The organism is Brevibacterium sp. CS2 (genome assembly GCF_005280295.1).
Lineage (GTDB): Bacteria > Actinomycetota > Actinomycetes > Actinomycetales > Brevibacteriaceae > Brevibacterium > Brevibacterium pityocampae.
In genome coordinates this window covers 1,886,740-1,909,773 of record NZ_CP040020.1, presented here as the reverse complement: position 1 = coordinate 1,909,773, position 23,034 = coordinate 1,886,740, and the positions used below count along the sequence as shown (strand labels likewise).

24 protein-coding genes are annotated in these 23,034 nt (G+C 72.0%); 13 read left to right on the top strand and 11 right to left on the bottom strand.

Annotation, left to right across the window (positions count from 1 at the left end; all coding sequences use genetic code 11):
- Positions 1–35: 35 nt before the first annotated feature.
- Positions 36–1,094 carry a 4-hydroxy-3-methylbut-2-enyl diphosphate reductase gene (locus FDF13_RS08450; RefSeq protein WP_175407036.1) on the bottom strand — a complete coding sequence of 353 codons (1,059 nt, stop codon included), beginning with the start codon at positions 1,092–1,094 and terminating at the stop codon, positions 36–38.
- 164 nt (positions 1,095–1,258) lie between these two features.
- Here FDF13_RS08450 and xseA point away from each other — a divergent pair, with 164 nt between their 5' ends.
- Entirely contained in the window at positions 1,259–2,587 is a 1,329-nt protein-coding gene (xseA, locus tag FDF13_RS08445; protein WP_137319253.1) for an exodeoxyribonuclease VII large subunit, read from the top strand.
- A complete protein-coding gene (locus tag FDF13_RS08440) occupies positions 2,584–2,847 on the top strand; it encodes an exodeoxyribonuclease VII small subunit (protein WP_137319252.1) in 264 nt (87 codons plus the stop codon). The genes xseA and FDF13_RS08440 overlap by 4 nt, the downstream gene beginning before the upstream one ends.
- 39 nt (positions 2,848–2,886) lie before the next feature.
- On the opposite strand, the gene FDF13_RS08435 is transcribed toward FDF13_RS08440, so the two are convergent.
- Entirely contained in the window at positions 2,887–3,459 is a 573-nt protein-coding gene (locus FDF13_RS08435; protein ID WP_137319251.1) for a DUF4245 domain-containing protein, read from the bottom strand.
- Between the two features lie 103 nt (positions 3,460–3,562).
- Here FDF13_RS08435 and glpX point away from each other — a divergent pair, with 103 nt between their 5' ends.
- The 5 genes from glpX (at position 3,563) to FDF13_RS08410 (ending at position 8,140) form a co-directional block, all read left to right on the top strand.
- Positions 3,563–4,696, top strand: coding sequence for a class II fructose-bisphosphatase (gene glpX, locus FDF13_RS08430; protein ID WP_137319250.1), 1,134 nt, complete (start codon positions 3,563–3,565; stop codon positions 4,694–4,696).
- 91 nt (positions 4,697–4,787) lie between these two features.
- The gene (locus FDF13_RS08425; RefSeq protein WP_137320441.1) at positions 4,788–5,408 is read left to right on the top strand and encodes a carbonic anhydrase; all 621 of its coding nucleotides are present in this window, start codon (positions 4,788–4,790) and stop codon (positions 5,406–5,408) included.
- Positions 5,409–5,492: 84 nt separating this feature from the next.
- Positions 5,493–6,896, top strand: a complete 1,404-nt coding sequence (locus tag FDF13_RS08420; protein ID WP_137319249.1) for a class II fumarate hydratase — start codon at positions 5,493–5,495, stop codon at positions 6,894–6,896.
- Between the two features lie 108 nt (positions 6,897–7,004).
- Positions 7,005–7,661, top strand: coding sequence for an SAM-dependent methyltransferase (locus FDF13_RS08415; protein WP_137319248.1), 657 nt, complete (start codon positions 7,005–7,007; stop codon positions 7,659–7,661).
- Positions 7,658–8,140: an FABP family protein gene (locus FDF13_RS08410; protein WP_137319247.1), complete on the top strand. Its 483-nt coding sequence runs from the start codon at positions 7,658–7,660 to the stop codon at positions 8,138–8,140. The genes FDF13_RS08415 and FDF13_RS08410 overlap by 4 nt, the downstream gene beginning before the upstream one ends.
- A gap of 25 nt (positions 8,141–8,165) precedes the next feature.
- Here the strand turns inward: FDF13_RS08410 and FDF13_RS08405 are convergent, their stop codons facing one another.
- Together FDF13_RS08405 and uppS are read right to left on the bottom strand one after the other, a co-directional pair.
- A complete protein-coding gene (locus FDF13_RS08405) occupies positions 8,166–9,470 on the bottom strand; it encodes a PhoH family protein (RefSeq protein WP_137319246.1) in 1,305 nt (434 codons plus the stop codon).
- A 203-nt stretch (positions 9,471–9,673) separates the two neighbouring features.
- Positions 9,674–10,462: a polyprenyl diphosphate synthase gene (gene uppS, locus FDF13_RS08400; protein WP_137319245.1), complete on the bottom strand. Its 789-nt coding sequence runs from the start codon at positions 10,460–10,462 to the stop codon at positions 9,674–9,676.
- Between the two features lie 233 nt (positions 10,463–10,695).
- Here uppS and FDF13_RS08395 point away from each other — a divergent pair, with 233 nt between their 5' ends.
- Positions 10,696–11,283, top strand: coding sequence for a hemolysin III family protein (locus FDF13_RS08395; protein WP_254668746.1), 588 nt, complete (start codon positions 10,696–10,698; stop codon positions 11,281–11,283).
- A 15-nt stretch (positions 11,284–11,298) separates the two neighbouring features.
- Here the strand turns inward: FDF13_RS08395 and FDF13_RS08390 are convergent, their stop codons facing one another.
- Entirely contained in the window at positions 11,299–11,631 is a 333-nt protein-coding gene (locus FDF13_RS08390) for a hypothetical protein (protein WP_247618875.1), read from the bottom strand.
- Positions 11,628–12,611, bottom strand: coding sequence for a mycothiol conjugate amidase Mca (gene mca / locus FDF13_RS08385; RefSeq protein WP_137319243.1), 984 nt, complete (start codon positions 12,609–12,611; stop codon positions 11,628–11,630). The genes FDF13_RS08390 and mca overlap by 4 nt, the downstream gene beginning before the upstream one ends.
- Positions 12,612–12,742: 131 nt before the next feature.
- Here mca and FDF13_RS08380 point away from each other — a divergent pair, with 131 nt between their 5' ends.
- Together FDF13_RS08380 and greA are read left to right on the top strand one after the other, a co-directional pair.
- Positions 12,743–13,168 (top strand): DUF4307 domain-containing protein, encoded by a 426-nt coding sequence (locus FDF13_RS08380; protein ID WP_137319242.1) that lies wholly within the window; start codon positions 12,743–12,745, stop codon positions 13,166–13,168.
- A 99-nt stretch (positions 13,169–13,267) separates the two neighbouring features.
- Positions 13,268–13,765, top strand: a complete 498-nt coding sequence (gene greA / locus FDF13_RS08375; RefSeq protein ID WP_137319241.1) for a transcription elongation factor GreA — start codon at positions 13,268–13,270, stop codon at positions 13,763–13,765.
- A 106-nt stretch (positions 13,766–13,871) separates the two neighbouring features.
- Here the strand turns inward: greA and FDF13_RS08370 are convergent, their stop codons facing one another.
- Positions 13,872–15,338, bottom strand: coding sequence for an AI-2E family transporter (locus FDF13_RS08370; RefSeq protein ID WP_137319240.1), 1,467 nt, complete (start codon positions 15,336–15,338; stop codon positions 13,872–13,874).
- A gap of 48 nt (positions 15,339–15,386) precedes the next feature.
- Between FDF13_RS08370 and FDF13_RS08365 the strand changes: the two genes are divergently transcribed.
- The 3 genes from FDF13_RS08365 (at position 15,387) to FDF13_RS08355 (ending at position 18,965) form a co-directional block, all read left to right on the top strand.
- Entirely contained in the window at positions 15,387–16,337 is a 951-nt protein-coding gene (locus FDF13_RS08365; RefSeq protein ID WP_137319239.1) for an SGNH/GDSL hydrolase family protein, read from the top strand.
- Entirely contained in the window at positions 16,334–17,050 is a 717-nt protein-coding gene (locus tag FDF13_RS08360; RefSeq protein ID WP_137319238.1) for a nucleoside triphosphate pyrophosphatase, read from the top strand. The genes FDF13_RS08365 and FDF13_RS08360 overlap by 4 nt, the downstream gene beginning before the upstream one ends.
- Positions 17,051–17,174: 124 nt before the next feature.
- A complete protein-coding gene (locus FDF13_RS08355; RefSeq protein ID WP_137319237.1) occupies positions 17,175–18,965 on the top strand; it encodes a biotin carboxylase N-terminal domain-containing protein in 1,791 nt (596 codons plus the stop codon).
- Between the two features lie 54 nt (positions 18,966–19,019).
- Here the strand turns inward: FDF13_RS08355 and FDF13_RS08350 are convergent, their stop codons facing one another.
- The 4 genes from FDF13_RS08350 to FDF13_RS08340 are packed head-to-tail and all read right to left on the bottom strand — an operon-like array spanning position 19,020 to position 23,031.
- The gene (locus tag FDF13_RS08350) at positions 19,020–20,456 is read right to left on the bottom strand and encodes an NAD(P)H-quinone dehydrogenase (RefSeq protein ID WP_137319236.1); all 1,437 of its coding nucleotides are present in this window, start codon (positions 20,454–20,456) and stop codon (positions 19,020–19,022) included.
- 12 nt (positions 20,457–20,468) lie between these two features.
- Positions 20,469–21,188: an HAD-IC family P-type ATPase gene (locus tag FDF13_RS15600; protein WP_368074033.1), complete on the bottom strand. Its 720-nt coding sequence runs from the start codon at positions 21,186–21,188 to the stop codon at positions 20,469–20,471.
- A 30-nt stretch (positions 21,189–21,218) separates the two neighbouring features.
- The gene (locus tag FDF13_RS15595; protein WP_368074032.1) at positions 21,219–22,358 is read right to left on the bottom strand and encodes an HAD-IC family P-type ATPase; all 1,140 of its coding nucleotides are present in this window, start codon (positions 22,356–22,358) and stop codon (positions 21,219–21,221) included.
- Between the two features lie 52 nt (positions 22,359–22,410).
- Entirely contained in the window at positions 22,411–23,031 is a 621-nt protein-coding gene (locus FDF13_RS08340) for a gamma carbonic anhydrase family protein (RefSeq protein WP_137319235.1), read from the bottom strand.
- Between the last annotated feature and the right edge of the window lie 3 nt (positions 23,032–23,034).

Here is a 23,034-nt window from a genome sequence, read left to right as displayed (position 1 = left end):
AGAACGTTCTCATCCGGGGTCGGACGGGCCGGGACTCAGCGCAGCTCGTGGTCCCGGTCGGCGCCGTTCTTCTTGTTCGAGGTCTCCTGCCCGGCGGCCTTGAGGTCCTTGCGGAGCTCGCGCGGGAGCGAGAACATCAGGTCCTCCTCCGCGGTGCGGATCTCCTCCACGGCGGCGAAGCCGTAGTCGGAGAGCAGGCGCAGGAGGTCCTGCACGAGGGTCTCCGGGACGCTCGCCCCGCTCGTCACACCGACAGTCGCGACGTCGTGGAACCAGGACTCGTCGACCTCGCGGGCGAAGTCGACGCGGTGGGCGGCCTTCGCCCCGTGCTCGAGCGCGACCTCGACGAGGCGCACCGAGTTCGAGGAGTTCGCCGAGCCCACGACGAGCACGAGGTCGGCGTCGGGGGCGACCTTCTTCACCGCGACCTGGCGGTTCTGGGTGGCGTAGCAGATGTCGTCGCTCGGCGGGTCCTGCAGGGAAGGGAACCGCTCGCGCAGGATGTTCACCGTCTCCATGGTCTCGTCGACGCTCAGGGTGGTCTGCGAGATCCACACGAGCTTCTCCGGGTTCTCCACCGTCACGGTGCGCGCCTCGGCGGGGTTCTGCACGAGGGTGATGTGCTCCGGCGCCTCGCCCATCGTGCCCTCGACCTCCTCGTGGCCGGCATGGCCGACGAGCAGTATCGAATAGCCGTCGCGGGCGAACCGGACCGCCTCGCGGTGGACCTTGGTGACGAGCGGGCAGGTCGCGTCGATCGTCGACAGGCCGAGCGCCTCGGCCTCCCGGTGGACCTGCGGGGACACGCCGTGGGCGGAGAACACGACGCGCTCGCCGGCGGGCACCTGGTCGGTCTCGTCGACGAAGATCGCCCCGCGGGCCGACAGCGTGTCGACGACATGGCGGTTGTGGACGATCTCCTTGCGGACGTAGACCGGGGCGCCGTAGTGGTCGAGCGCGCGCGCGACGGCGATGACGGCGCGGTCCACCCCGGCGCAGTAGCCGCGCGGGGCGGCGAGCAGCACCTTCTTCTCCACTCCCTCGGGGGACCGGATCTCGGAGGGCTCCAGCCGCTTGCGCGGCATGGCGGGCACGGGAACAGTCACGGTAGAAGTCACCCGACCAGTCTAGGGAAGGAACCTGAGCACCTCCACCGAGCCGACGCCGGGGCGGGTCCTGCGCGCGACGGGGCGAGCGGGCGCCCGTGTCCGTGCCGGGCACTAGACTCGGCGCAGACACCGAACGAGAGGGCAGGGAGATGGTGCAGAGGATCTCGGGCACCCCGGGGACGCTGGGCGCGGACGTGCCCCGCGAGCGGGCGCGGACCGCCGCGGAGACGAGCCCGGACAACCCCTGGCCGCTCAGCCTGCTCAGCCGCAACATCAAGACCTACATCGACCGGATGTCCGCCGTCTGGATCGAGGGACAGGTCATCGAGCTCAACCGCCGCGGCAAGGCGAGCTATCTCACACTGCGCGACGTCGACGAGGAGATGTCCCTGCCGGTGCAGGTGTGGAACTCCGTGCTCGAGCGGATCGACGCCCCGCTGTCGGAGGGCGCACGGGTGGTCGTCAACGTCAAGGCCGACTTCTGGCTCAAGGCCGGCCGGCTCACCATGCGCGCCAACGACATCAGGCCGGTCGGCCTCGGGGAGCTGCTCGCACGCCTCGAGAAGCTCCGCCGCCAGCTCGGCGCGGAGGGCCTGTTCGCTCCCGAGCGCAAGCAGCGCCTGCCGTTCCTGCCGAACCGGATCGGGCTCATCACCGGGCGCAACTCGGATGCGGAGAAGGACGTCATGCGCAATGCCGCGCTGCGCTGGCCGGCCGTCGCGTTCGAGGTCCGCGCCGTCGCCGTGCAGGGGCCGGACGCCGTCCCGCAGGTGCGGGCGGCGCTCGCGGAGCTCGATGCCCTGCCGGAGGTCGACGTCATCGTCATCGCGCGCGGCGGCGGCAGCCTCGAGGATCTCCTCCCCTTCTCCAACGAGTCGCTCATCCGGGCGGTCGCGGAGGCTCGCACGCCGGTGGTGTCGGCGATCGGTCACGAGGCCGACCGGCCGATCCTCGACGAGGTCGCCGACCTCCGCGCCTCCACCCCGACGGACGCCGCGAAACGGATCGTGCCGGACATCCACGAGGAGCGGATGAACCTCCTCCAGGCCCGGGCAGCGCTCGACGGCGCGATCGACCGGCTGCTGCGCCGCGAGTCCGAGGCGCTCGCCGCGGTCCGCTCCCGGCCGGTGCTCGCCCACCCGGAGTCGATGATCGGCACCCGGGCCCAGGACGTCGAGGCGCTGCGCGCCCGCGCCTGGCAGTCCGGGAGTGCGGCGGTCCGTCACGCCTCGGCCCAGATCGAGCACCTGCGGACACAGGTGCGCTCCCTGTCCCCGCGCAACACGCTCGCCCGCGGCTACGCCGTCGTGCAGACCGCCGACGGTGCGGCCGTGCGGTCCTCGGCGGAGCTCGCCGCCGGGCAGGCCGTGCGCGTCCGGGTGGCCGAGGGCGGCTTCGCGGCCCAGGTCACCGAGGTCCACCCCGAACCCGATCACCACACCGCAGCCCGTTCCGGCACAGGAGGAGAACCCGCATGAGCGAGACCACGACGAATACCCCGGACGGCGCGGGCGCGGGCTCCGCGGAGCCCGACATCGCGGACCTGAGCTACGAGGAGGCGCGGGCCGAGCTCGTCGCTGCCGTCACCCGTCTCGAAGCCGGCAACCTGCCGCTCGAGGAGTCGCTGCGGCTGTGGGAGCGCGGCGAGGCGCTCGCCGACCGCTGCCAGGCCTGGCTCGACGGCGCCCGCGAGAAGCTCGAGACCGCGAAGGCGAAGCGCGCCGACACCGAGGGCTGAGGACTCCGAGGACTGAGAGCGGTCCGCGCACGCCGCCGCTCAGGCGCCCTCGACGATCTCCGTGGCGAAGCGGTCGTAGGTCTCCCAGGCGGCGGTGCCCTTGAGGACGACGGTCGTGCCGTCGACCTCGCCGACGAGCGCCTGGTCGCCGCGGGAGTTCTCATAGGCGGTGAAGGTCTGCCCGGCGATCTCGCGCGTGCCGGACTCGGACAGCTCGTCGGTCACCATCGAGCGCACCCAGTTGTCGTTGCCCTGCGACTGCCGCAGCGACATCCATTCGCGCTCCGGGCCCACCCAGGACACGTACCAGGTCTCCACGGCCGGGGTGCCCATGGGCTCGAGGTTCGCCTCGTTGCTCGTCCACCCCTCGGGGAGCGCGGGCACGGCGAGGGTGAAGTCGGCCGAGGTCTGGGCGGACTCCGCCATCCCGACGTAGTCGACCTCTCGGGTGAGCTCCATCTCCGGACGCGGCACGAAAGCGAACGCGACGAGGACCGCGGCCAGGCAGACGCCGAGCGCGATCACCATGTTCACCCAGTTGGACGACATCCGGATGCGCCGCATCTCCTCGCGCGAACCGGGCTGCACCGGGACTCTTCCTGTGTCACTCACCCGGCCATTGTCCCGTGTCGCGGGCACCGGTCCAAACCGGGGAGCCACCGAACCGATGCCGGGGCGGTGGTTGCCCGGCCCGCGCGGGTGGCACAATGAGCCTATGAGTGAGACGACGCCGTCAGAGACCCCAGCCCAGACCGAGAAGGCGCACCACGGCGGAGGCCGTGCCGAGACCCCGCCCGTCGCGGTCACCGACTCCTGGACCCAGAAGCTCCGGGACGCCGAGGGCGGGCCCGACCGCAACCTCGCCCTCGAGCTCGTCCGCGTCACCGAGGCCGCGGCGATCGCCGCCGCCCCGTGGGTGGGGCGCGGCGACAAGCTCGCCGCCGACGGCGCCGCCGTCGCCGCGATGCGCAACGTCATCTCCACCGTCCGGATGGACGGCACCGTCGTCATCGGCGAGGGTGAGAAGGACGAGGCGCCGATGCTCTTCAACGGCGAGTCCGTGGGCGATCGCCAGGGGCCCAAGTGCGACGTCGCCGTCGACCCGATCGACGGCACCACGCTCACCGCCAAGGGCATGCCCAACGCGATCTCCGTCATGGCGGTGAGCGAGGGCGGCGCGATGTACGACCCGTCCGCCGTGTTCTACATGGAGAAGCTCGTCACCGGCCCCGAGGCCGCCGACGCCATCGACCTGCGCCTGCCGGTGGCGGAGAACATCCGCCGGGTGGCCAAGGCCAAGGGCCAGCGCACCGACATGTCCTCGGTCACCGTCGTCATCCTCGACCGCCCGCGCCACGCGCAGCTCATCGACGAGGTGCGGCAGGCCGGCGCCCGCATCCGCCTCATCAGCGACGGCGACGTCGCCGGGGCGATCGCCGCGTGCCGCCCCGGTTCGGGCATCGACATGCTCATGGGTATCGGCGGCACCCCCGAGGGCATCATCACCGCGTGCGCGATCAAGGCGCTCGGCGGCGTGATCCAGGGCCGCCTGTGGCCGCAGTCGGACGAGGAGCGGGAGAACGCGGAGGCCGCCGGCCTCGAGCTCGGCGCCGTGCTCAACACTGATGACCTCGTGACCGGCGACAACACGTACTTCGTCGCCACCGGCATCACCGAGGGCGACCTCATCGAGGGTGTGCGCTACGAAGGACGGCGGGTGCTCACCCACTCGCTCGTCATGCGCTCGAAGTCCGGCACCGTGCGCAACGTCTACGCCGAGCACCAGCTCGAGAAGACCCACTCCTACGTCGAAGCCGCGGAGGAGGCCGCGCGCCGTGGCCTCGTCTGATCCGCGATCCGGCTCCCCGGAACGGGCAGCGCCCGGATCCGCGAGCGCACCGCAGCAGGCGCAGACCCCCTCGGAGGTCTACCGGCGCCTCATGGACGGCAACCAGCGGTTCGTCGACGGCACCCCGGCGCACCCCAACCAGGACGCCTCCCGCCGCGAGGCGCTGACCGCCGCACAGGCCCCCTTCGCCACCCTGTTCGGGTGCGCGGACTCCCGCGTCGCCGCGGAGATGATCTTCGACGTCGGGCTGGGCGAGATGTTCGTCGTCCGCACCGCCGGCCAGGTCGCGGACTCGGTGACGATCGGCAGCCTCGAGTACGGCGTCGAGGTGCTCGGCACCCCGCTGCTCATCGTGCTCGGACACGACAGCTGCGGGGCGATCACGGCCGCGCTGAATTCCTTCGCCACCGGTGACATGCCCGAGGGCTTCATCTCCGACGTCGTGTCCAAGCTGCTCCCCTCGGTGGTCCGCGCGACCGGCGCGGGGCGCGGCGACGTCCAGGGCACCGTCGTGCAGAACACCATCGACACCGTGCGCCGTCTCCCCCAGCGCTCGGCGATCCTGCGGCAGGCCGTCGAGGACGGCCGCCTCGTCATCGCCGGGCTGACCTACCGGCTCGCCGACGGCCGGGTCAACCTCGTCGCGAAGCTCGATGCGAGCGGCGTCACCGAGACGCCGCAGGCCGACTCCGCCCCCGAACCCGCCGCCTGATCCGACCGCCGCCCACACCCCCCGACCCCTGAGGCGCGGGCCCGCAGCCCGCATCACGACACCAGCAAGGAGCTGAGAAGAAGCATGAGCGAAGAATTCCGCATCGAGCACGACACCATGGGCGAGGTCAAGGTCCCCGCCCAGGCCCTCTACCGGGCGCAGACGCAGCGCGCCGTCGAGAACTTCCCGATCTCCGGCTCGACGCTCGAGAGCGCCCACATCGCCGCGCTGGCCCAGGTCAAGAAGGCCGCGGCGCGCGCGAACGAGGAGCTCGAGGTCCTCGATGCCGCCCGCTCGAAGGCGATCCAGGCCGCCGCGGACTCCGTCATCGCCGGCGAGCACGACGGGGAGTTCCCGATCGACGTGTTCCAGACCGGTTCCGGCACCTCCTCGAACATGAACACCAACGAGGTGCTCGCCACCCTGGCCACCCGTGCGCTCGAGGGCGAGGGCATCGAGGTCCACCCCAACGACCACGTCAACGCCTCGCAGTCCTCGAACGACGTGTTCCCGACCTCGGTCCACGTGGCCGTGACCTCGGCCCTCGTCCACGACCTCACGCCCGCGATGGAGCACCTCGCCACTTCGCTGGAGAAGAAGGCGAAGGAGTTCGAGAACGTCGTCAAGTCCGGCCGCACCCACCTCATGGACGCCACCCCGGTGACGCTCGGCCAGGAGTTCGGCGGCTACGCCGCGCAGGTCCGCTACGGCATCGAGCGGATCCGGGCCTCGCTCCCCCGCGTCGCCGAGGTCCCCCAGGGCGGCACCGCAGTAGGCACCGGCATCAACACCCCGGCCGGCTTCTCCTCCCGCGTCGTCGAGCTCCTCGCCGAGCAGACCGGCCTGCCGATCACCGAGGCGCGCAACCACTTCGAGGCGCAGGCCAACCGCGACGGCCTCGTCGAGGTGTCCGGCCAGCTCCGCACGATCGCCTACAGCTACATGAAGATCAACAACGACCTGCGCTGGATGGGATCGGGCCCGAACACCGGCCTGGGCGAGCTCCACATCCCCGACCTCCAGCCCGGCTCGTCGATCATGCCCGGCAAGGTCAACCCGGTGATCTGCGAGGCCGCGATCCAGGCCGCCGCCCAGGTCATCGGCAACGACACCACGGTCGCCCTGTCCTCGACGAACGGCGCCTTCGAGCTCAACGTGGGCATCCCGGTGATGGCGAAGAACCTCCTCGAGTCGATCCGCCTCATCGCGAACGTCTCCACCGTCATGGCCGACAAGATGATCGACGGGCTCACCGCGAACGAGGAGCGCTGCCGCTTCCTCGCCGAGGCCTCGCCCTCGATCGTCACCCCGCTCAACAAGGTCATCGGCTACGAGGCGGCGGCGAAGATCGCCAAGCACGCGGTGAACAGCAAGATGACCGTCAAGGAGGCGACGATCGACCTCGGCTTCGTCGAGGACGGCTCGATCACCGAGGCCGACCTCGACAAGGCCCTCGACGTCACCACGATGATCGGCGACTACAGGTAGAACCGACGCCCACGGCGTCACCGTCGTCGAGCGGTCGCTTCCCTCCGGCCTCCTGCCCCGGAACGCCAGGGAAGCGACCGCTCGATGCTGTTCGACAGGAGACGAGCGATGCGCGAGCTCGCTGCTCGCCTGCGCGCCGCGCATGCGGAGGCGACGATGACCGGCTGGGACTTCTCCCGCCTCGACGGTCGGCTGCGCGCCGACGACCCGCCGTGGGACTTCGAGGCCGACTGCCGCACCGCGCTGGGCGCGTCCCGAACCGCAGCGGACCTCGGGACCGGCGGCGGCGAGCGGCTCCTCGCCCTCCTCGCCGGCCTGCCGACGGGGAGGGCGCCGGCAGAGCCCGGGCAGCAGCGGCCCACCGTGACCGCGACCGAGGGGTGGGAGCCGAATCTGCCCGTCGCCGGGGCCGCCCTCGCCCCGGCCGGGGTGGAGGTACTCGCCTACGACTCCGAGGCCGGTGAGCTGCGCGAGTGGTTCGGCGGCGCGCCGCTCCATCCGGAGGTGCGCCTGCCGATCATGGTCGCGGAGCTCGCCGCCGCCGGGCTCACGGTGGACCGCGCCGAGGACTGGGCGGGCACGATGGAGTTCCGCGACGCCGAGGCGCTCGTCGAGTACCTCGGGCTCGTCCCCTGGGACGTCCCGGGCTTCGCCGTCGACGACCACCTCGAGACCCTCGTCCGGCTCGACGCCGCCCCGATCCAGGTGACGCAGAAGCGCTTCCGGGTGACGGCCCACCGGCCGCCTGCCTACCATGGGGCATGACCCTGCATCCGCACCTCGTCCCGCTCTCCGCCCTGCTCGGGGTTTGGCGCGGGCCCGGCCACGGCGAGTACCCGACGATCGACTCCTTCGACTACACCGAGGAGCTGACCTTCACCGACGTAGGGAAGCCGTTCCTCGCCTACCGACAGCGCACCTGGGCGCCCGACGGCCGGCCGCTCCACACCGAGACCGGGTTCCTCCGCTCCCCCGGTGAGGGGCGCATCGAGATCGTCCTCGCCCAGCCCACCGGGCAGACCGAGCTCGCCGAGGGCACGCTCGCCGCACACGACGACGGCTTCGAGATCCGCCTGCGCTCCCGGGTGGTCAACTCCGCGAGCGCGAAGCCCGTGAAGACGACCGAGCGGGTCTACCGGCTCTCCGGCGACGTGCTCGCCGTGGACTTAGCGATGGCCGCGGTGGGCCTGCCGCTCACCCACCACCTCGCCGCGCGGCTCGAGCGGGCCCCGGCAGAGCCCTGAGCCTCCGCTGCGCACCCGCACCGGGTCAGTGCATGTCGTACTCCTCGAGGACGCTCGTGACGAGGGCCGCGATCGCCGAGCGCTCGGAGCGGGTGAGGGTGATGTGGGCGAACAGCTGGTGCCCCTTGAGCTTCTCGATCACCGCGGCGACGCCGTCGTGGCGGCTCACCCGCAGGTTGTCGCGCTGGGCGACGTCGTGGGTGAGGACCACGCGCGAGTTCTGCCCGAGGCGCGAGAGCACCGTGAGCAGCACATTGCGCTCGAGCGACTGCGCCTCGTCGACGATGACGTAGGCGTCGTGGAGGGAGCGGCCGCGGATGTGGGTGAGCGGCAGCACCTCGAGCAGCCCGCGGTGGACGACCTCGTCGATGACGTTCTTCGACACGAGGGCTCCGAGGGTGTCGAACACCGCCTCCGCCCACGGGTTCATCTTCTCGCCCTCGGAACCGGGCAGGTAGCCGAGGTTCTGCCCGCCGACGGCATAGAGCGGCCGGAACACCATGATCTTCTCCTGCGTCCGGTCCTCGAGCACGGCCTGCAGGCCGGCCATGAGCGCGAGTGCGGACTTCCCGGTGCCCGCCCGCCCGCCGAGGGACACGATGCCGATGTCCTGATCGGTGAGGAGGTCGATCGCGATCCGCTGCTCGGCGGAGCGCCCGTGCACGCCGAACACATCCCGGTCCCCGCGCACGAGCTTGATCCGGTTCGGCCCCACGACCCGGCCCAGCCCGGAACCGCGCGGCGAGCTCAGCACGAGCCCGGTGTTGACGATCTCCCCGGCGACGGCCTCGGTCTCGAGGTACCCGGTGTCGAACAGCGTCTTCATCTCCGCCTCGTCGAGCGCCGCCTCGGACAGGCCGGTGAAGCCGGAGTCGATCGCGAGCTCGGCGAGGTACTCCTCGGCGCGCAGGCCGAGCGCGGAGGCCTTGACGCGCATCGGGATGTCCTTCGTCACGACGATGACGGCGTCGCCCTCGGCCTGGAGGTTGCGGGCGACGGCGAGGATGCGGGTGTCGTTCTCCCCGCGGTCGAACGCCACCGGCATGCCCGAGGAGTCCACGTGGTTGATCTCGACCCGCAGCGATCCGCCCTCCTCGCCGAGCGGCAGCGACTCGTCGAGACGGCCGAACTCCTGCCGGAACTCGTCGAGCATGTTGAGCGCCTTGCGGGCGGCGAAGCCGAGCTCCGGGTGGTGGCGCTTGCCCTCGAGCTCGCTGACGACGATGAGCGGGATCACCACCTCGTGCTCGGCGAAGCGGTACACCGCGTTCGGATCCGACAGCAGCACCGAAGTGTCGAGGACGTAGGTGGTGCGGGATGATGCGGTCATGTTGGGCTCCCCTGTGCATCGTCTGCCGAGGCGCCCGTTCCCTGTCCTTCCCCGACGAGATGTGCACCCCGGGTTGGTGTCGGCCAACTGCTCCTCAACCTACCCGCGGCTCCCGGTCGCGACCGGCGGCGCGCCGGACCGGCGTGTGACAGCAGGATGAACAGCGGCTGAATCGCAGCGCCGGCATCTTCCCTCGGGTGCGGCTAGCGCCCGTAGCGGCGGTTGCGCTGCCCGTAGGAGCGCACGGCGCGGAGGAAGTCGGTGCGCCGGAAGTCGGGCCAGTAGGCCTCGCAGAAGTAGAACTCGGAGTACGCGGACTGCCACATGAGGAACCCGGACAGGCGCTGCTCGCCGGAGGTGCGGATGATGAGGTCCGGGTCCGGCTGCCCCCGGGTGTAGAGGTGCTCGGAGATGCAGGCCTCGCTCAGGCTCTCGAGCGCCTCGTCGAGCGTGGCTCCGGCGGCCCGCTCCTCGGTGAGCCAGCTGCGCACCGCGTCGACGACCTCCTGCCGACCGCCGTAGCCCACCGCGACGTTGACGGTGAGGAGCTTGGCGGTGGGCTCGCCGGAGGCGGAGCGCTGCTGGGCGCCGATGAGCTGGGAGCGCAGCGGCTCGGGGATCATCCCCAGGTCACCGACGAGCTGCACCGAGGCGGTCTCCCGGTCGGCGATGTCCGAGGCCATCCGGGCGATGATGTCGGTGAGCGCCGCGACCTCCTCGGCGGGCCGGGCGAGGTTCTCCTTCGAGAGTACATAGAGCGTGACGACCTCGACGCCGATCTCCTCGCACCAGCCGAGGAACTCGAGGATCCGCCCGGCGCCCATCCGGTGGCCGTGCTCGGTGGTCGTGCCGAACTCCTTGGCCCAGCGCCGGTTGCCGTCGGTGATGATCCCGACATGGCGCGGCACCTGCTCGCCGGGGGCGATCCTGCGCACGATGCGGTGGTCGTAGAGTCGGTAGAGCGCCGACTGCAGAGTTCCTTTCACGCGCATGGTCCTCAGCGTACCCGGCCCGCGCGGGAGCGGCATGCGGCGCCCGATAGAATCGGTGGCATGGATTCCCCCGTCACCCGGCCGCCCGAACCCCCTCCGAGGCACCCGCCGGCGGCGGCAGCTTCTACGGCAGCCGGCGCGGCCGCGCGATCCGCCTCGAGCTCAGTCGGCTGGCCGGGCAGATCAGGCCCTCGTGGCGCGGCTGGGTCCACGCCGGGGCGTTCCCGCTCGCCGTGATCGGCGGGCTCGCACTCATCATCCTCTCCCCCACCATCGCCTCGCGCATGGCCGCGGCGGTGTTCACCGTCACCGGCATGATGCTGTTCGGCACCTCGGCCGTCTACCACCGCGGGCGCTGGCGGATGCGGGTGCGGCTGCTCCTGCGCCGCCTCGACCACGCGAACATCTTCCTCATCATCGCCGGCACCTACACGCCGCTCGCCGTCCTCATGCTCGATCGCGGCGCGGCCACCGTGCTGCTGAGCATCATGTGGATCGGTGCGATCCTCGGGGTGATCTTCCGGATCGTGTGGACGACCGCCCCGCGCTGGCTGTTCGTCCCCGTCTACGTCGGGATCGGGGTCACCGGGGTCGGCCACCTGCCCCAGATCTGGCAGGAGAACCCCGCGGTCGCGATCCTCGTCATCGTCGGCGGCGCGCTCTACATCGCCGGTGCGGTGATCTACGGCATCAAGCGGCCCGACCCCGCCCCGCGGGTGTTCGGGTACCACGAGATCTTCCACACCCTCACGGTGCTCGGCTTCGGCTGCCATCTCGCCGCCCTGCTCGTCGGCGCGGTGACCACGAACCCCGAGCTCTGAGCCGGGCGGTCCGGCTCAGGTGCGAGGCGGGGTGTCCCCGGCATCCGTGTCCGCGACATCCGAGTCGGGTCCGACGGCATCGCCCTGCCCGTCGTGGCCGTGGTTGAGGGGCTGGTTCTCCTCGCCCGGACGCCGCATCGGGATCGGGTAGCGGTCGACCGCGTGGTCCTTGGCGCGCACGCGGCGCACGCGCTTGAGCGCGTCGCGGATGAGGAAGATGGCCGCGACCACGATGAAGAACGTCACGAGGAAGCCGATGGTGCCCGGGGTGACGAGCACCGGGTCCGGGTACTCGATGTCCTCGGTGGGCGCCGGCGACTGGGCCAGCGCGATGAGTGCGGCGTTCATCCCTCGTCCTCTCGGGCACCCGGACCCAGGGGTCCGGTGTCGGGCACTCGCCGCCCTGAGTCGTCGATCACGCCGGCGAACAGATCCGATTCGACGAACTCCTGTGCGCCGTCGAGCGGGTCCCGTCCGGTGAAGTCGAGGGCGAGCTCGAACTCCTCCGAGGTCCAGTACTTCTTCGAGGCCTCACGGGCCCCGGTGAAGAACCCGCCCTCCGGATCGATCTGGGTGGCGTGGGCGAGCAGCGCACGGTCGCGCTGCTCGAAGTGCTCGCGGCACTCGATCCGGGTCGACAGCCAGGTGCGACGCGTGTCCGCCCGCTCCCGGTAGCGCTCGAGCATCTCGCCGAACGGCGATTCGAGCCCGTCGGCGAGCATCCGCTCGTGGATGATGAGCCATTTCGTCGGGGAGAGGTCCTGGTTGTAGTAGACCTTCTGCACCTGCCAGGGCTCGCCGAGCTCCGGGTTGTCCTCCGGGTGGGCGGCGGATTCGACTGCCGCCATCGTCACCTCGTGGGTCTTGATGTGGTCCGGGTGCGGGTAGCCCCCGAGCTCGTCGTAGGTGGTGACGACGTGCGGCCGGAAGCTGCGGATGAGGTGCACGAGCGGACGTGCGGCGACCGCGGTGGGGGTCCGGTAGAAGCAGCCGTGCGGGGTCTCGACGGCCGGGTCGCCCTCGGGCAGCCCGGAGTCGACGAAGCCGATCCAGCGGTGCTCGGCGCCGAGCTCGGCGGCCGCGCGGGCCATCTCGTCGCGGCGCAGCCCGGCGATGTCGCGGGCGGCCTGCGGACTCTGGAGCAGCGCCGGGTTGAGGATGTCCCCGGCCTCCCCGCCGGTCATCGTCGCGATCATCACCCGCGCCCCGCGCTCGGCGTAGAGGGCGGTCGTCGCCGCCCCCTTGGAGGATTCGTCGTCGGGGTGAGCGTGCACCGCCAGCAGACGCAGTCCGTGGTAGGGCAGTGACTCCGAGGACGGGTGACTCATGGGTGGCGGAACCTCTCGACACGGGCCCACCGGGTCCGCACCGCGGGGGCGGGCTATCCGGAGGGACGACAATTCGACTACTCTAGATTAGTGCGCCGCACGGACACGAGACGAATCGGGATCGACAGCATATGACCACGGCACAGGCCGCCATCGCCGAACGGTACGGGAGCGCCCGTCCACCGGCCCGCCGACCGCCGCGCCGCCGCGGCCTCGCGATCGCCGCCGCCGCGGGCATCACCGTGATGATCGCGCTCGCCGCGTGGTACTCCTTCGCCCCGCGCACCACCCCGACCGATCCCACGACGATCGGCTACGAGGTCGTCGACTCCACCCGCACCATCGCCCACGTGTCCGTCGTCCCGGACGCCGAGCGCACGATCGAGTGCATCGTGCAGGCGACGAACGAGCAGGAGGCGATCGTCGGCTTCCGCGAGGTCACCGTCGATCCGGACCCGGCGGCCGACGAATCCCGCCCCGCGCAGCTCCGCCTCGACATCGCGACCACCCAGCTCGCGGCGAGCGGGCATGTGGATTCCTGCTGGTTCCTCGACTAAACTGGAGCCTTCGAACACTGTTCACTCCCGGAAGCCGACCGGCTCCCGGGAGTTCTCATTGCAGTTCGGCCGCAGCCTGCGGCCGGGATTAGGAGTGACATGACCGAGGACATCACGGGTGAGGAGACCTGGCTCAGCCAGGAGGCCTTCGATCGCCTGACCAAGGAGCTCGAGCACCTCAAGGGGCCCGGTCGTGTCGAGATCGCCGAGCGCATCGAGGCCGCCCGCGACGAGGGCGACCTCAAGGAGAACGGCGGCTACCACGCCGCACGCGAGGAGCAGGGTAAGCAGGAGGCCCGGATCCGTCAGCTCGAGCACCTGCTCGCGCGCGCCCAGGTGGGCGAGACCGACACCGACACCACGGTGGTCTCCCCCGGCAAGGTCATCACCGTCGACGCCGGCGGCCGCGAGCTCACCTTCCTGCTCGGCTCCCGCGAGATCGTCGACGAGAACGAGACGATCAACGTCGTGTCCGAGCAGGCTCCCCTCGGCGCGGCCGTCAACGGCAAGAAGGTCGACGACACCGCCGAGTACGAGGCGCCCAGCGGCAAGACCATCGCCGTCACCGTCAAGCGCATCGAGGCCTACACCGGCTGATGCGCCGCCGGAGACCATCCGGCACGCAGCGATCGACGCAGCAGAACGGCCCGGGGCTCACCCCCCGGGCCGTTCGCGTCGGTGCGCCCGGCGGCCGGACCCCGACTCAGAGCCGGGTGTCGGGATCCCCCGAGCCGGGTCCGCGCCCCGAGGCCGGTGCATCTGTGCCGCGTGCCTGCGCGGCGTCCTTCGCCTGCGACCCGCGCGCGGATGATCCGTGCGCCTGCGGCGCCGGGTCCTGCTCCTCCTGCAGCGAGGTGCGCAGCGGGGAGTCGTCCGGGTCGTCGTCGAGCACGGGTCTCTCCTCGCCGTCCTCGACCGTCGTCTTCGCCTCCTCGTCCGGGGCGAAGACGTCCTTGCCGGAGAGGTAGAGGACGACAGTGTTGATCACCGCGATGAGCGGGACGGCGAAGAGCGCGCCGGGGATGCCGTAGAGGAACCCGCCGGCGGCCACCGCGAGGACCACCGCGAGCGGGTGGACGGAGACGGCCTTGCCCATGATGAACGGCTGCAGGACGTTGCCCTCGATCTGCTGCACGAGGAGCACGACGCCGAGCATGATGAGCGCGGAGACGAAGCCCTGCGAGACGAGCGCGACGATGACCGCGATGGCGCCGGTGGCCACCGCACCGACGATCGGGATGAAGGAGCCGAGGAAGACGAGCACGGTGAGCGGGATGACGAGCGGCAGCCCGAGGAAGAACGCGCCGATGCCGATGCCGACCGAGTCGACGCCGGCGACGATGATCTGCACCCGCACGTACTGGACGAGGGTCTGCCAGCCGCGCAGCGCCGCGCCCTCCGCCTGGGCACGGGCGGGCTTGGGCAGGAGCCCGACGAACCAGCTGAAGATGCTGCGGCCGTCGTAGAGGAAGAAGAAGGCGGTGAACAGGGTGAGGAGGAGACCGGTGAGGAAGCTGCCCACCGAGCTCGCCGCGCCGACCGCCCCGCCGAGGATCTGCGAGGAGTGGCCCTGCAGGTAGACGGTGGCCTGGTTGACGCCGTCGTCGATCGCCTGGGAGATGCGCGCGGACTCGAGGCCGAACGGATTGCCCTGGAGCCAGTCGCTGATCGAGCGGAAGCCGGCGACGACCTGGTCGGCGAGGTCGGTGAAGCCGACGACGATCTGCTGGCCGACGAGGTAGAGCAGGCCGACGACGAACACGATGAAGCCGACGAATGAGATCAACGAGGCGAGCACCTGGGGCAGCCCGATCCGGCGCAGCAGGCCGACGAGCGGGGACAGGAGCGCGGAGATGAGGAGCGCGATGAGCGCCGGCAGGACGATCATGCTGACCTTGGACAGCAGCCACAGCGCGACCCCGATCCCGGCGAGCACGACGATGGTGCGCCAGCTCCACGCCGCGGCGAGCCGCATGGGCGGGGCGACGTAGGGCTCGTAGGCCCCGCGCCCGAGCTCGTCCTCGGTCGGCTCGGCGTAGACCGCCGGCCCGGGGGCGAGGGTGCCGAAGCTGCCGCCGGGGCGCTGGACCGCTTGGTCGCGACGGAGCCTGAATTCGTCCCACACACTGCGCAGTCGCCGGGTCATCCCGGTCCGGGTCTCGTTGGCCATGGGCCCCACTGTATCGCCTAGACTCGCCACGGAACCGAAAGGACGGAGATGCGGCGAACGACGAAGTGGGGGCTCGCGCTCGGGGTCGGCATGCCGGCGCTCGGGCTCGCGCTCGGCAGCGTGCAGCTGCGCCTCCAATCCGCCCGTCTGCGGACCGCCGTCGAGCAGGACGGTCGCCGCCCGGTGCCGCAGCCCGCGCTCCGCGTCGACCGCTCCACCGGCCGCGGCATCCCGCTGGTCGAGAGCCGCGCCGACGAGGACCTGCCGGCCGTCGCCGTGCTCGGGGACTCGTGGGTCGCCGGCCTCGACGTCGGCTCCCGACGCCGCACCCAGGGGATGCTCATCGCCCGCGGCGTGGCCCGCCTCGTCGGCGAGGACGTGCGGCTGCGCGTCGTCGCCGCGCCGTCCGCCGGGGCCGACGACCTCCTCGGGCAGGTGTCGGCCGTGCTCACCGACCGCCGGATGCGCCGCTCGCGCACCGGCGGCGGCGAACCGCGCTACGCCGTCGTGTCGATGGGCACCGCCGACCTCGTCCATCCGATCAGCGGCACGATCGGGCTGCCGGTCCTGTCGACGGTGATCAACCGACTGCAGCGCGAGGGCGGGTACCGGGTCATCGTGCTCACCGTGCCCAACCTCGGTCTCCTCCCCTCGATCGGCCGACCGCTGCGCGACGTGCTCCGCCGCAGCTCGCGTGTGCTGTCGGGCTCCCAGTGGCTGACCGCGGTGAGCACCGGTGCGCTGCCCGTGTCGCTCAACCAGACGCTCACCGGCACCACCCGGATCGGGCTGGTCAGCACCGGCGGCCGCTATCCGAGCGTGCTCGGCTGCGCGCAGCTCGCCGCGGCGATCGTCCACCGGATCGCCGAAGACCTCGCCGCGCCCGTGTCGATCGCCTCCGGCACCGAGCCCACCGCGCACCCCGCCGCGGAGCACGACGCACCCCCACCCTCGGCCTCCGCAGGACCGGCCGCCGATCCCGAGGAGCTCTCCGCATGACCGCCGTCGTCCTCGCCTCCGCCTCGCCGTCGCGCCGGAGGATCCTCGCCGGGTCCGGCATCACGCCGCACGTCATCGTCTCCGGCGTCGACGAGGCTGCCGTCGAGGCCGCCCATCCGGATGCCGATGTCCGCACGCTGGCCGGGGTGCTCGCGGAGGCGAAGGGCCGGACCGTGCTCGACCGCATCCTCACCGGCACCGCAGAGATCCCCGGGGACTCCGGCACCGCGGTGCTCATCGCCTCGGACTCGATCCTCGAGCTCGGCGGCAGGCCGGTGGGCAAGCCCCACACCGCCGAGGCGACCCGCCGGGTGTGGGAGGAGATGGGCGGGACCACGGCCCTCCTGCACACCGGTCACTGCGTCGCGCGGCTCGACCGCAACGCCCCCGCCGGGAGCCCCGCCCCGGACGCAGCACCGACCGCGTCCGGGCACGCGCAGGCGGGATGGGGCCTCACCGGCATCACAGTCGAGACGGCGAGCACCGTCATCCGCACCGCCCGGCCGAGCCCGGCCGAGCTCGACGCCTACATCGCCACCGGGGAGCCCCTCGAGGTCGCCGGCGCACTGACGATCGACGGCTTCGGCGGCGCCTTCGTCACCGGGATCGAGGGCGACCACCACAATGTCATCGGCCTGAGCCTGCCGGTGCTCCGCCGGCTCGTCACCGGGCTCGGCGTGTTCTGGCCGTCCCTGTGGGACGCCCGCGACTGAGCGCGACACTCCCGCGGCGCCGGGAGAAGTTCATCCAAGTCTTTTGTCGATCGGCGACAAGTGTTTGGCGGGGGTCTCTAGGTTTGACCTGTTCCATGTCGTTCCGTCCTCAGGAGTCCCCCACATGAGTCAGCTGGCCGCGGAGTACTCCGCGAGCGTGACGCACCGGCCGGTCCGCGCGGTGTTCATCGCCAACCGCGGAGAGATCGCCCTGCGCATCATCCGCGCCTGCCACGACCTCCGGATCCGCGCGATCGCCGCCTACACCCGGCCGGACGCAGACGCCGACTTCGTCCGGCTCGCCGACGACGCCTGGCTGCTCGACGGGCTCGGACCCGCCGACACCTACCTCAGCATCACCCGACTCCTCGATCTCGCCCGGAGGTCCGGCGCCGACGCCGTGCACCCCGGCTACGGGTACCTCGCGGAGAGCCCCGACTTCGCTCAGGCCGTGCTCGACGCCGGCCTCGTGTGGGTGGGCCCGCCGCCGGCGGCGATCGCCCGGCTCGGCGACAAGGCCGGAGCCCGCGCCGTCGCCGAGGCCGTCGATGCCCCGATCACGCGCGGCTCCGGCGGCGCGGTGGAGGGCCTGGAGGAGGCCCGGCGGATCGCCGAGGAGATCGGCTACCCCGTGGCCGTCAAGGCCGTCTACGGCGGCGGCGGGCGCGGCTTCCGCACCGCGGCGGACGCCTCCGAGCTGCAGCCGGCCCTCGAGTCCGCCACCCGGGAGGCGCGCAGCGCCTTCGGCCGCGGCGAGTGCCTCCTCGAGCAGCAGATCGTCGACCCCCGGCACGTCGAGACGCAGTGCCTCGTCGATGCCGCCGGCACCGTCCACGTGGTGTCCACCCGCGACTGCACCCTGCAGCGGCGCAACCAGAAGATCGTCGAGGAGGCGCCCGCCCCGTTCCTCACCCCCGAGCAGCAGGAGACGGTGACCGAGGCCTCGCGGCGCATCCTCGCCGAGGTCGGCTACGTCGGCGCCGCGACGTGCGAGTTCCTGCTCGGCCGCGACGGGCGCCCGACATTCATGGAGGTCAACGCCCGGATCCAGGTCGAGCACACGGTGACCGAGGAGGTCGCCGGGGTCGACCTCGTCGCCTGGCAGCTGCGGATCGCCGCCGGCGAGTCCCTGCCGCCGGAGCTCCCCGCCCCGCGCGGCCATTCGATCGAGTTCCGGATCAACGCCGAGGACGCCCGCCGCGGCTTCTTCCCCGCGACCGGTCGGATCACCCGCTACATCCCGCCCGCCGGGCCGGGCATCCGGCTCGACTCCGGCGTGGGCACCGGCACCGAGGTCGGCACCGACTTCGACCCGATGCTCGCCAAGCTCATCGTCACCGGCGAGGACCGCGCGCAGGCGCTCGCGCGCGCCCGCCGCGCGCTCGACGAGTTCACCATCGAGGGTGTGCGCACCCTCATCCCGCTCCACCGCCGGCTCGTCGACGAACCGGCCTTCACCGAGGACTTCACCGTGTCGACGCACTGGCTGCAGTCGACCTACATGCCCCAGTTCGACACTCCGGAGGAACCCATGTCCGTGCACACCCAGCCCGCCGAGGACGTCATCGACATCGTCGTCGAGGTCGAGGGCCATCGGATGACCGTCAAGGTCCCCGCCGAGCTCGCCCGCCCGGCGGCTCCCGGATCGGCCACCCGGCGCGGCGGCCTGCGCCGACGGGGCTCGCGCCGCGAGGACGATTCGCCGCGCCTCACCGCTCCCATGCAGGGCACCATCGTGTCTGTCGAGGTCGCCGCCGGCGACACCGTCGAGGCCGGTCAGCGGCTCGCGGTGATCGAGGCGATGAAGATGGAGCAGCCGCTCACCGCGACGCACGCGGCGACCGTCGCGCGCGTGCTCGTCGAGCCGGGCGCCACGGTGCGCGCCGGCGAGCCGCTCGTCGAGTTCGAGGCCTGAGCCCGCCCGCCGGCTCCGGCACCCGTCTCAGCGCACGGCGTGGGCGCACCGGCCTCAGCGGGCGTGGTGGTGGAGCTTGCGCGCCGCCTCCGTCACCGAGCCGCTGAGCGAGGGGTAGACGGTGAAGCTCGAGGACAGCTGATCGACGGTGAGGCGGTTCTCGACGGCGAGCGTGATCGGCAGGATGAGCTCGCTCGCCTTGGGGCCGACGACGACGCCGCCGAGGATCGACCCCGAGCCGCGCCTGGCGAAGATCTTGACGAAGCCGTCGGTGATCTCCTGCATCTTCGCCCGCGGATTCGTCGACAGCGTCTGCGTCACCGTCTCCACCTCGTCGGAGTTCTCCAGATAGTCGGCCTGGCTGAAGCCCACCGTGGCGATCTCCGGGGCGGTGAAGACGTTCGAGGCGACATTGCGCAGCTTGAGCGGGGAGACCGCGTCGCCGAGCGCGTGCCACATCGCGATCCGACCCTGCATCGCCGCGACCGAGGCGAGCGGGAGCACCGCGGTGCAGTCCCCGGCGGCGTAGACGCCGGGCGCCGAGGTGCGCGACACCCCGTCGACGGTGATGTGGCCGGATTCCTCCGTCTGCACCCCGGCCGCCTCGAGTCCGAGGTCCTCGGTGTTCGGGATCGAGCCGACCGCCATGAGGCAGTGGGTCGCCGCCACCGTGCGGCCGTCCTCGAGGGTGACCTCGACCCCGGTCTCCGTGCGCTCGACCGATGTCGCGCGCGAGCGCGACAGCACGTTCATGCCGCGGGAGCGGAACACGTTCTCGAGCACCTCCGCGGCGTCGCTGTCCTCGCCGGGCAGCACCCGGTCGCGCGAGGACACGAGGGTGACCTGGCAGCCGAGCGCGTTGTAGGCCGAGGCGAACTCCGCGCCGGTGACGCCGGAGCCGACGACGACGAGGTGCTCCGGGAGCTCCGCGAGGCCGTAGAGCTGGGTCCACGTGAGGATCCGCTCGCCGTCGGGCTGAGCGCTCGGCAGCTCGCGCGGGTGGGCGCCGACCGCGAGCAGCACGGTATCGGCCTCGACGGAGTACGCCTCCCCGTCGGCCGGGGAGATCTCGACCTGTCTGCGGCCGGTCAGGCGCGCCTGCCCCTTGACGGCGGTGACCCCGGCGCGCACGAGGCCGTGGTGGATGTCGGTGGCCTGGGCGTTGGCGAGCTCGAGGATCCGGGTGTTGATCGCACCGAGGTCGGCGCGGATCCGGCCGCCGGTGGAGTCCGAGGCCTCCCCCGTGTCGGTGTCGTCGAGGCGGATGCCCAGCGACCCGGATTCGGCGATGTCGCCCATGAGCTCGGCGGTCGCGATGAGCGTCTTCGAGGGCACGACGTCGGTGAGGACTGCTGCACCGCCGCAGCGGTTGCGTTCGACGAGGGTGACGTCGGCGCCGAGCTGAGCGGCGACGAGGGCCGCCTCGTAGCCGCCGGGGCCGCCGCCGATGACGACGACTCGGTTCTGCGCGGGATCCAGTACGTTCTTCACCCGCTCATCATGTCAAACCCGCTCGGGGCTGACGAAATCGTCGGAATGGTCCTCCCCCGCCGCCGGGGGCACCGCGATCGGGCCGCCGCCGAGCGCGCGCAGGGCGCCGAGGATCGCGACGAGGTCGACGCCCTCCTGGAGGATCGCGCCGAGCACCGCGGGGAGGAAGCCGAAGGCGGCGACGAGCATGAGCCCCAGCGAGATCGCGATGCCGAGCCAGATGCTCTGCAGCGCGATCCGCACAGTGCGCCGGGCGATCGCCACGGCCTGCGCGACGGTGGAGATGTCGTCGGCGGTGACGACCGCGGCGGCCGCCTCACTCGCCGCCGTCGCCCCGCGTGCACCCATCGCGATCCCGACGTCGGCGGCCGCGAGCACGGGGGCGTCGTTGATGCCGTCCCCGACCATGAGCACCGGGCGGGGGCGTGCGGCGGCGACGAGGTCGACCTTGGTGGACGGGGTGCACTCGGCGTGGACGGTGTCGATGCCGACCTCCGCGGCGATCGACTCCGCGGTCGGGGCGACGTCGCCGGTGAGGATCGCGCAGCGCTCGATGCCGAGGCCGCGGAGCGCCGCCACGGTGCCCGGCGCCTCCGGACGCACCGGGTCGGCGAGCACGATGGTCCCGGCGAGCTCGTCCCCGCGGGACACGTAGACCGCGGTCTCGCCGGCCGTGAGCGGTGTGCGCCGCAGTCCCGGCACCCGCTCGGCGACGAAGGCGGGCTTGCCCACCCGCACCTCGGTGCCGTCCGCCAGCGTCGCCTACACCCCGTTCGTGGCGACCTCGGCGGCCTCGGCGACCTCGGCCGGCCGCAGCCCCCGGTGGTGGGCGGCGGCGACGATCGGGGCGGCGAACACGTGCACGGAGTACTGCTCGGCCCCGGCGGCGAGCACGAGGACCTCGTCGGCGGGCAGGGATCCGGGATGGACGGCGCGGATCTCCGGGCGCCCCCGGGTGAGCGTGCCGGTCTTGTCGAAGGCGACCGAGCGGACGCGGGACAGCGTCTCGATCGCCCCGCCGTTCTTGACGATGACGCCGATCCGAGCGGTGCGGCTCATCCCGCCCATGAATGCCACCGGAGCGGCGATGAGGAGGGGGCACGGGGTGGCGACGACGAGCACCTCGGCGAAGCGGACCGCCTCGCCGCTCACCGCCCAGCTGACCCCGGCGATGAGGAGGGAGAGCACGGTGAAGGGCACGGCGTAGCGATCCGCGAGGCGGACCATCGGCGCCTTCGAGGCGACCGCCTCGCCGACGAGCTCGACGATCGCGTGGTACTGCGACTCCTGCTCCGTCGCCGTCGCCCGCATGGTGAAGGCCTCGGTGCCGTTGACCGTGCCGGAGTGCACCTCCTCGCCAGCGGCGCGGGTGACGGGCAGCGGCTCCCCGGTGAGGGAGGACTCGTCGATCGAGGCGTGCGCGTCCTCGAGCACCCCGTCGACGGGCAGCACCTCGGCCGGGCGCACGAGGAGGCGGTCGCCGGGTGCCACCGCGCGCACGGGGATGCGCTCGATCTCCCCCGCGGCGGTCAGCCGGCTGGCGAAGGCCGGGGCGCGGCTGATGAGGGCATCGAGCTCGCGGCCGGCGCGCCCGGCGGCGTAGTCCTCGATCGCCTCGCCGCCGGTGAGCATGAGCACGATGATGAGGCCGGCGACGTACTCCCCGACGAGCACGGTGGACACCATCGCGACGACGGCGAGCACGTCGAGGCCCCAGGTGCCGGCGAGGAGGTCGCGGACCATGTCGATCGCGGTGAGGACGACGACGAGGGCGATGACGGCGGTGGCGAGGATCTGCGCCGCACCCGGGGCTCCCAGGCCGAGCAGGACGAGGGTGAGCACGAGCGCGGCGAGGGCGAGTGCGACGAGCGGATAGCTGCGGAAGAAGCCGACGATCCTCATACCCCCAGTATCGCTCTCCGCACCCGGTCCTGCTAGGAAGGACAGGGCAACCTCACCCCGCGCCGGCCCGGGGCCGGAGGAGATGGATCGGAGGAGGCGGCTCAGGAGGGCGGCCGCGCTCCCGGTGGAGCGCGGTGATCTCCTCGTAGGCCTGGGCATTGCCGTGGACGCGGGCGAGGTCGTCCTCGGTGAGCGGGCGACGCACCTTGCCGGGAACACCGGCGACGAGCGAGCCGGCGGGCACCTCGGTCCCCTCGAGCACGACGGCGCCGGCGGCCACGAGCGAGCCGCTGCCGATCCGGCACTCGTTGAGGAGCGTCGCACTCATCCCGACGAGCACGTCGTCGCCGACGATGCAGCCGTGGACGAGCGCGCAATGGCCGACGGACACCCGGTCGCCGATCACCACGGGCTTGCCCGGGTCGGCGTGCATGACGGTGCTGTCCTGGATGTTCGTGCCGGATCCGATGGTGATCGAATTGCGGTCCGCGCGCAGCACGCAGCCGTAGTAGATGCTGCTGCCCGGCCCCACCCGGACGTCGCCGATGAGCGTGACGCCGGGGGCGATGAAGGCGCCCGGATCGATCGTCGGGGCGATGCCGTCGATCGCGATGAGGCGGACGTCGGCGAGGTCCCCGAGGGGGCGGCCGGAAGGGGTGTGCGAATCGGTCATGCA